10 protein-coding genes are annotated in these 8,239 nt (G+C 49.2%); 3 read left to right on the top strand and 7 right to left on the bottom strand.

The features are described from left to right. Positions 1-508 (bottom strand): hypothetical protein (locus tag NZ772_09120; GenBank protein ID MCS6813712.1); only part of this gene is annotated, 508 nt, incomplete at its 3' end. Between the two features lie 17 nt (positions 509-525). Next, positions 526-1,440 carry a polyprenyl synthetase family protein gene (locus tag NZ772_09115; protein MCS6813711.1) on the bottom strand — a complete coding sequence of 305 codons (915 nt, stop codon included), beginning with the start codon at positions 1,438-1,440 and terminating at the stop codon, positions 526-528. 109 nt (positions 1,441-1,549) lie between these two features. Here NZ772_09115 and NZ772_09110 point away from each other — a divergent pair, with 109 nt between their 5' ends. Genes NZ772_09110 through NZ772_09100 form a run of 3 tightly spaced genes read left to right on the top strand, consistent with a single transcriptional unit; the run spans position 1,550 to position 2,893 of the window. Continuing rightward, positions 1,550-1,816, top strand: coding sequence for a hypothetical protein (locus NZ772_09110; protein ID MCS6813710.1), 267 nt, complete (start codon positions 1,550-1,552; stop codon positions 1,814-1,816). A gap of 3 nt (positions 1,817-1,819) precedes the next feature. Then, positions 1,820-2,485 (top strand): energy-coupling factor ABC transporter ATP-binding protein, encoded by a 666-nt coding sequence (locus NZ772_09105; GenBank protein MCS6813709.1) that lies wholly within the window; start codon positions 1,820-1,822, stop codon positions 2,483-2,485. Between the two features lie 12 nt (positions 2,486-2,497). Then, entirely contained in the window at positions 2,498-2,893 is a 396-nt protein-coding gene (locus NZ772_09100; GenBank protein ID MCS6813708.1) for a DUF2358 domain-containing protein, read from the top strand. A 54-nt stretch (positions 2,894-2,947) separates the two neighbouring features. On the opposite strand, the gene NZ772_09095 is transcribed toward NZ772_09100, so the two are convergent. The 5 genes from NZ772_09095 to NZ772_09075 all read right to left on the bottom strand — a co-directional run. Then, the gene (locus tag NZ772_09095; protein ID MCS6813707.1) at positions 2,948-3,184 is read right to left on the bottom strand and encodes an HNH endonuclease; all 237 of its coding nucleotides are present in this window, start codon (positions 3,182-3,184) and stop codon (positions 2,948-2,950) included. Between the two features lie 178 nt (positions 3,185-3,362). Then, positions 3,363-3,980: a hypothetical protein gene (locus NZ772_09090; GenBank protein MCS6813706.1), complete on the bottom strand. Its 618-nt coding sequence runs from the start codon at positions 3,978-3,980 to the stop codon at positions 3,363-3,365. A gap of 191 nt (positions 3,981-4,171) precedes the next feature. Further along, positions 4,172-4,831 (bottom strand): Uma2 family endonuclease, encoded by a 660-nt coding sequence (locus NZ772_09085; GenBank protein ID MCS6813705.1) that lies wholly within the window; start codon positions 4,829-4,831, stop codon positions 4,172-4,174. A gap of 447 nt (positions 4,832-5,278) precedes the next feature. Next, a complete protein-coding gene (locus tag NZ772_09080; GenBank protein ID MCS6813704.1) occupies positions 5,279-7,789 on the bottom strand; it encodes a dynamin family protein in 2,511 nt (836 codons plus the stop codon). 138 nt (positions 7,790-7,927) lie between these two features. Next, on the bottom strand, positions 7,928-8,239 hold a 312-nt coding region (locus NZ772_09075), incomplete at its 5' end, for a YdcF family protein (GenBank protein ID MCS6813703.1).

Below are 8,239 nucleotides of genomic sequence, written 5' to 3'. Positions count from 1 at the left end.
TAATCACAAACCGTTGCCAACGACTGGCAATTAAGACAATTTCCTCTCGTAAGGGCAGATCGTTATACCAGTGGCTATCTAGGTAAAAGAATACACACTGATTGACCAGGTTCAATGTACTGACTTGGTGAAGGAATTGGCGGGAGTCTAACTGTGCCAGATGAATGTTGGCAAAGGCAGCTAGCCGTTGTTGGGCAATCCGATAAAACCGAGGGTTAACCTCTGAGCTATAGACAGGTAATTGGGTAGTTTCTGCCATGTAGCCCGTAGTGTTGCCAATCCATGTGCCTGTTTCAACGATCGCCTCAATTCCACAGGTGGTGACAATGCTCTGAAATAGCTGTTTCCTTCCTAGTTGTCCGTTGAACCCTGCCGCATCTGATGCCCTATACACAGGACTCTCAATCAAAGTATCTACCAAGGTTTCTAGGATGCTAAGACGAAACTGAATGTCACGAAAATAGTCTCTAACGGTTGCAGGCAACAGCAATTTGAGGGCTTGACGCATGGAGATTAAGGGAAACGTTAGTGTTTGCGGGCCGTGATAAACTCCGCTAGCGCCACTAGGGGCAATGCCTTTTCACCGTACTCCCTTAATTCGGCTTTAGCAGCCTCGACTAGACGATCGGCCTCCTGTCGAGATGCTTCTAGCCCCAGCAAACTGGGATAGGTAACTTTTTGAGCTTGCAGATCTTTGCCAGCAGTTTTGCCCAGTTCCTCTTGGGTAGCGGTAATGTCTAAAATGTCATCAATAATCTGAAAGGCTAGCCCGATCGCTTGGGCATAGTTACGCATTCTGTTCAAATCGTCATCCGATGCTCCTGCCAATGTCGCGCCAGAGGTGACACTAGCCTCTAACAGAGCCGCCGTTTTATGCATATGGATAAAGTGCAGCGTCTCTAACGTAACATCTGTCTTCCCTTCCGATTGCAAATCCACCACTTGGCCACCGACTAACCCTGCTGCACTCACTGCTTTGCCCAGGTAGGCAATAACTCTGACAATTCGCTCTGGCGGAACATTTTGGGTTCGTGTGGCTACAAATTCAAAAGCATAGGCCAACAGTCCATACCCCGCTAGGATAGCTATATCGTCGCCGTAGACCTTGTGGTTGGTCAGTTTACCCCGACGGTAATCATCATTGTCCATAGCGGGTAAGTCATCATGGATCAATGACATTGTATGGATCATTTCTAAGGCACAGGCTGTAGGCATAGCCATAGCAATAGTGCCGCCGAATAGTTCACAAGTGGCCAGACACAGAATAGGACGCAGACGCTTGCCTCCAGCCAGTAGAGAATAGCGCATGGATTCGTAGATAATCTCTGGATAGACGACTGCGATCGACTGTTCTAGGGCTGCCTCAACTTGGTCTTTGCGATCGGCCAGATAGCGTTTGAGGTCAAAGCCGTTTGTAGATGAGGTCTCAGTCAATGGCATGGCAAACCTACAGAGATTAGAGAGTCAGGCATATTTTCCCACGAAAGGGCAATCAGTTGGATACTAGAAACAGTAGAACCATAAACCGCGAGATTTTCGAGAAGTACCCATGTTCATGATTGATGTGACCCTAAAAAACACACCCGTGTCCCTGTCCGTGCAGAAAAAATCCGCAGAGGAGGCGGAAGGGCTGTATCAAAGTCTATTAACAGCCATGAAATCCACGGATGCCAATGTGCTAGAGCTAACCTGTGATCAACAAGTGGGTAAGAAAGTTAGCGTCATTAGCAGTGAAATTGCAGCGGTGCAAATTTCAGAGAAATCCAGTACATCAACTGGTTCGGGTAGACCTCCAGGCTTTGTGTTTGCAGAGTAGGTTATGGATGCAGCCGCGATCGCAGTCAATAACCTCTGGTTTCGATGGCAAGATCATCAGCCCGTCTTGCAAAACTGTTGTTTAACAGTGCCCAAGGGTGAGTTTTGGATGCTGCTAGGCACCAATGGCAGTGGCAAATCTACCTTGCTGCAACTATTGGCAGGCTTGTTACCCTGTCAAGCGGGGGAAATAACCGTAGCCCAACCCGTAGGCTTTGTGTTTCAAAACCCTGATCATCAGCTTGTGATGCCGACGGTCGGGGCAGATGTGGCCTTTGGCTTAGTGGCCGAGCGGTTGTCTCTGCAGCAGGTGCGCCAGCGGGTAGAAGAAGCCCTAGCAGCCGTCAATCTAGCCCATCTGCAACAGCGCCCTATCTATGCCCTCAGTGGCGGACAAAAGCAGCGGGTGGCGATCGCAGGGGCGATTGCCCGTCGCTGTGATGTGTTGTTGCTAGATGAACCAACGGCACTATTAGATCCAGACAGCCAAACAGACCTAGTGCAACAGGTGCGCCAACTGGTGGATACTAAGGGGATCACTGCCCTGTGGGTAACTCACCGCCTAAACGAGTTGGACTACTGTGACGGTGCCTTTTTATTGGAACAGGGGCGAGTTGTGGATCATGGGGATCCAGCCCGCTTGAAACAACAGTTAATGCAGCGTTTTTGATCACGCCCTCCTATGACAACCATTCTTGATGCCATTAAGCAAGACTACCAGCGGTTTCCTCACCACCAGACCTATAGCCTCTATGCTCCCGATGTGGTGTTTAAGGATCCCATGACCCAATTTCAGGGCTTGCAGCGATATCAACAGATGATTAGCTGGATGGCTCGCTGGTTTTTGGACATTCACCTGGCATTGCATGAGATTCGCCAAACTGACGATCGCATCGAAACCCGCTGGACCCTGAGTTGGACCAGCCCTCTACCCTGGAAGCCCCGCATTACCATCAGTGGCCGCAGCGAGCTATGTCTAAATGCTGATAACCTCATTGTTTCCCATACGGACTATTGGGACTGTACTCGCTGGGCCGTCCTCCAGCAGCATTTTCCCTGGTTTGCTCCATCGGCATGACGCAGATGCCGTGTGCTAGGGTGTTCAAAGTGTTTCAAGGGGTTTCAAAGGGTTTCAAAGTCTATAGTAGCGCCGAGCATCTGGGTTGATCGCTTTACCCTTGCGCGAGTTACAAATGCGACACAGCGTGCGAAAATTACTGAGATCATTTTGGCCGCCCTGCGCTAGGGGAATGATGTGGTCGATCGTCAAATCGCTGTCAGCTCCACAGGTTTGACAACGGTACCCATCTCGGTCTAGAACATACTGGCGAACCTCAGGTGGAATTTTGATCCGGGGTTCCTTAGCCATGATTTCAGCCATGATTCAAGTCATTTTGATCCATTACATCTTGAGTCATATTGAGTCATAATTGTGCGACAGAAAAGGCTTGACACCGACCGCCACATCACTACTGTACATCTGCACCAGTCTGAAAGTCACTAAATGCCATAGCCCTACATACCCCCTTACTAACTCCACCACACTATCAGGTGTCCGCGATCGCCAGCTTGCGAATCTCATCTAGGGATGATCCTAGTAACTCTGTCTGGGTGCTGTCAGGATAGAACTTCAAGTCGAGTCTGACTACACCTGCTTGCCAGCCAGAACTTCCTGGCCTCAGCATATTCACAGGAACGCCTTCGACACGGGGAAAGAAACCACTGGAGAAGTAAGAATAACTAAACTTAGAGAAAAACTCACGAAAGTTCAGTGTCTTTAGTTTTAATTCAGGAGTCTCCGGTTGTGACCCAGAAGCTTCTGGCGAGAGAATTTCAATCGTCTCTATCTCTTCGGGATAAAACTCTAGTTCTAGCTTCAATAACCCCCTAATGCTCTGACCTCCTGAGGTTATGTTGACTGGAATGCCCTCAGACAAAAGGACTTGGCCCTTAAATTGCCCACATGCAGGAATACAAGATACCAGTACGTTGAGGAGTTCATCGACCATAAATGTTCGAGAAAGGTCACCGAAACTGCTCCCAGAGTGCTTGCACAGGACATCGTCTGGGTTAAGTTTGGTGGCTTTCTTAGGTGTTCCTAGAAACGATGTTAACTGTGTAAGGCTAGCCGGTATTGGTAATAAAGCTTTAGGGCTATCTGTCATGGTCAGCTCAGTTCAGGGGTTGTTGGATGCTTAGGTACTCTCCAATTTTATTTATACAATCTATCATAGGAGATTACTGCCAAAACTACCCATAGCTACTAGGGAGAGCGCAGTTCTTTGGGCTAGAAGACACAACTGCTTGACCTGAAAATCTTCCCCTGATACCCTTTTTTTGCTTCATACGCTAACGTTCAAGCATCCACCCCTAACCCCCGGAACTGTGCCATCAACCAAGCTGTAGTTGCCGACTGATTCTCGTGCCGACTGCGCTGGAGGGCTTGCTCCAAAATCTCTAGCTGCAAGCCAGGGAGAACTTGGGACTCTCGAATTCGGCGAATACTGCGATCGGCGGCCACAGCAAAGGCTAGAATTTGCATAGCCTGCACATCCACAATCCAATATTCTGGAATTTCCAACTCCTCATATTGCAACCGTTTTGCCCCCAAATCATCCGGCAAGGAGGTATCGGAAATTTCAATCACCAAACTGGGCAGGGGATATTGGGTGAGGTCAATGACCCTCGTTCCCCAAGGAATAGCGTCGGCTGTCTCACCAATGTAGTAGGAAATATCCGGTTGAAACTCTGCAACCCCAGCTTTGCGGTAAGAACAACCGTCATGCCCATTAGTAGGAATATCCCGCAAGGCTGCGAATAGTCCAACTGCCAGAATGATTGTGGCATGGTCTTTGGAATGATCAGATCCAGTAGACATGGGTTCAAATCTCATCTGGCCGTTGTGATAGTAGCTTTTCAGCTTGGTGGTGGCTGGGTCATCAGCGAGGCCAACAAAGTCATCCCAATGGGCAGGCTGCCAAGTGTTGAGAAGGAGCTGAGTGTTTAGCAACATCACAATAACTGCCTAGGAGATAGTGATTTATACCCTATATTCTACAAGAGTGGTGTGTCTCCGCTGGAGCTGAGAAACTGGCGAAACTCTGCACAGCATCGTACTGGGCAATAGGGGAAATTTGTGGCGTTGTTTTGGAGTCAGGGCATCCCAGCAGGAACTTTCTACTCAAGCTGCATCGGGTGAACGATCGCCCCCTCTCGGCAACTTAAACAGTGTTGAGGAACTAGACACAACCCCCAGCTTGGTTTTGCGATTCCAGGACTTAAATCAGTTCCCAGTTCTAATTCCCGGCTACCACCTTCACTGCCTACGGGGAGATAATGATTGACACTCCTTGGGCATCACGTTCTAAGACCACGCTAGGATTACGGCTGCAAAGCTGATAGAATCAGCCGTCGGTGAAATGAATATGACTTAAGTCTAGCTTTAGGGGTTGGCTAAGGGTAGTCATGATCCTCGGTCAGGCAGAACTTCAGGCTGGCTAGCAGTGCTGTCAGATGTTGGTGTTGGTTCGGCTATTACTTCTGTTTCGAGACTGGGTACTGGCTCTGGCGGCACAATCACCAAGTCGGCCTCGGCAATTAGAGGTAAACGCTTCCGGTCTAGGTTCATGGCCTCTAGGCAAGCGTTAATACCTTTGACAGCTTGGTTGAACTGGTCAATGCTAGCCTGTAACTCTTGTTTGCGAGCTTGGTAAGTACGGATGCGGTCTTGGGCCTCGCGATCAAGGGTACGGGCTAGGTAGGCACGGGCTTGGTCATACTGCTTGAGGATAGTATCTGCCAACTCAACTGCACCCTCTAACAGGGGGGTATTGATAGTTTGGTTAATGGTTTGCCGGAAGGTACGCATGACAGTTTCCTTCACCTTTTGCTCAAAGTCTAGGCGCAGCAGTTGGCGAATGGCAGGTTCGGCATCGATCATGTTTTGGTAGTCGTAGCCTCGACAAGCTTGTTGCAGGGTTGACCGCAATTGCCAAATGGAAACGGTGCCTTCGGTGTAGAATTCAGGGCGCTCTCGCACGTAGCGATCGCACTCGGTCTGGGCTTCATTGATAATGGCAGCGATTGCCTCGTTACGCAGGCGATTTAGGGTTTGCTCAATGCCCGCATCATTACCCAGCAGGCGATAGAGGTTGCGATAGTAATCCTGTTGCTGGACTTGTTCAATAACGTAGGTGAAGAAATTGCTGATCACATCTTGAGCAGTAGCTACCAGCACATCCTCCAGTCCGTTTGCTAGGTAGTAAAATGCTTCTGCCAACACAGCCAGCAATGGTACCACGGAGTTACGTTTATGGCTAGCTTGGGCACGTTTATACACCTCTGCCACGGAGAAGGTATTCAGCAGTGAGTCCATCTCACTGACTAGGCTGGCCTTCAGCTTGAGGAAATCGCGCTCTAGGAGGGTATTGCGATCGCTAGCAACAGCTTCATTCACCAGCGCCTCAATGTGCTGCTGCAACTGATCCCCAACCCGCTTTAGCTCTAGGTTCAGTTGCTTGAGTTCCTGTTCCTTAATGGCTTCAATATCTTGGGGTTGGCTCTCTACCTCTTGCCACGCTTGGATGTAAACCCGGCGCAACGCAATGCATAGAGGCTGTACATCGTCGGCTAAGTTAGCAAATAGCTGGGGTCGCTTTTCTGTAGTAAGGTATTGGGTAATGCTCTGGCGAAATTCGTTGATGCCGCTGTCTAGCAGGAGTTGGTCAATGATAGCAGGGCCTAGGGAACGGAGAATGCGAACGTATTTCTCATTATTGGTGCGATCAGTCAATATCTCTGGCGGCAGGGGAAACTTGATGGGGTCAAGCTTCTGGGAGGTAAGGCAATAATTCAAAAAAGCGTTGACAAACTGAGGAGTTTCTTCCTGTCCACCTAAGCCTTTGATGCTTTCAGCAAAGACGGTATCCAGCCCAAAGCGAGTCTCCAAGCTAGTGTTCTGAATTTGGCTACCATAGAACCCTAACAAGCCACTAGCTTTGAACAGGCGACTGCGATCAGTGTTACGAAAATCATTGTTAATGAACTGTTCCAGGCGCTGCCGGAGTTGAGCGTTATACCAGGTTTCATCTACCCGGTTAAAGACATAAAACAGGCGATCGCGCACACCGGGATTATCGCGGGTTAGCTGCATTAGGCGAGTTTCTTCCTTAGTGGGGTCTCCTGCAGAGGCGGTTTTCATTACACAAACCACAGCAGAGGTATCAGGATGTTGCACTTTAGTAAAGGTAAGTTCCGCATCCTTTTCCACGGGAGCATCAATCCCTGGCGTATCCACTAGCACGTTGCCATCTTGCAGCAGGGGATGGTTGCAATAGTAGTGAATTTTGCGTAGGACGGCACTATTATTGCCACGACGGGCATAGCGAGCGGCTTCCTCTAGGTTAGTGATGTTGAACTGTTGCATGGAAAAGGTGCGATTTTCTGTAGGATGAATGCGCTCTTTGTTCGCCTGGAAACCCTCTAGCAGTAGCTTTAGAGCATTAGCATCCTTAGCCCGTTCAGATTTATCTTTGCCACCCTCGCGATCAATGATTTCCTGGCACTTGTGGGTCAGCATTTCCATCACCTCTGGACGAGTTGCAGCCGTAGTTTCAATACCTAGGCGGTTACAGAGGGCTTTGGCCTGTTCTTGAATTTCTTGCTCACTGAGGAAGGTGAGGACGACCTGCTCGTTTCCAGGCTCTGCATAGGTGATATAGCATTCGGTACCGGTGGCGTGACCTTCAGCGCTGTAGAGTAACTCTCGCTCCAGCAAGGCATTGATCAGCATAGACTTTCCAGCACTAAAAGCACCTGCAAATACAACTTCAAAGGAAGGAGAAATCGCTTTGCGTAGGGAAGCTTGGATGGCAGTGGTGTCGTAACCTCGAAGACTGACCTGTTGGTTGAGTAGCTCTAAAAGCGTTTCAACGTTAGCTTGCAAATTCTGGCAGCTCGGTAGTAATGAAGACATGGATAAGTAGTGCGGACGTAGATAGAGGTAGTAGTAGCGACAGTCTAGTGCTCTGTGGATACTACAATCTCCAATTTAGCATGGTACTATTTCACTCTAGCATGGTACTATTTGCTGTTGAGGTGTAGCACAACGCTATTAAGGCGCTAGGGTTCCTGTATAGCCTGTGAAAAGCCAAACAAGGGCGCGCAAGCCATCGCGAACGGCTTTGCTGATTGGCTCTGGGTCACGGCGCGAGGGAACGATCACGGGATGGATATGAATGTTACGGCTACCAAAGACGATCGCACCAATAACACGGGCACGACGCATGTGATAGTCCGATGTGATTAGATAGACACTATGGATATTTTGCTCAGTAAAAATCCTTGCCATTACTGTAAAATTGGTAACTGTGTCTACGGCTTGGTAATCTAAGTGCACCCGATCGCGGGGGATGCCAGCTCGATC

Source organism: Cyanobacteriota bacterium (assembly GCA_025054735.1).
Lineage (GTDB): Bacteria > Cyanobacteriota > Cyanobacteriia > SKYG9 > SKYG9 > SKYG9.
Note: the sequence above shows the minus strand (reverse complement) of the source record. Positions and strands in the feature narration are given on the sequence as shown.

Coding starts and splice junctions, on each gene's coding strand:
- NZ772_09100 (MCS6813708.1), top strand. CDS start 2,498: ATGACAACCATTCTTGATGCCATTAAGCAAGACTACCAGCGGTTTCCT.
- NZ772_09105 (MCS6813709.1), top strand. CDS start 1,820: ATGGATGCAGCCGCGATCGCAGTCAATAACCTCTGGTTTCGATGGCAA.
- NZ772_09095 (MCS6813707.1), bottom strand. CDS start 3,184: ATGGCTAAGGAACCCCGGATCAAAATTCCACCTGAGGTTCGCCAGTAT.
- NZ772_09115 (MCS6813711.1), bottom strand. CDS start 1,440: ATGCCATTGACTGAGACCTCATCTACAAACGGCTTTGACCTCAAACGC.
- NZ772_09090 (MCS6813706.1), bottom strand. CDS start 3,980: ATGACAGATAGCCCTAAAGCTTTATTACCAATACCGGCTAGCCTTACA.
- NZ772_09110 (MCS6813710.1), top strand. CDS start 1,550: ATGTTCATGATTGATGTGACCCTAAAAAACACACCCGTGTCCCTGTCC.
- NZ772_09080 (MCS6813704.1), bottom strand. CDS start 7,789: ATGTCTTCATTACTACCGAGCTGCCAGAATTTGCAAGCTAACGTTGAA.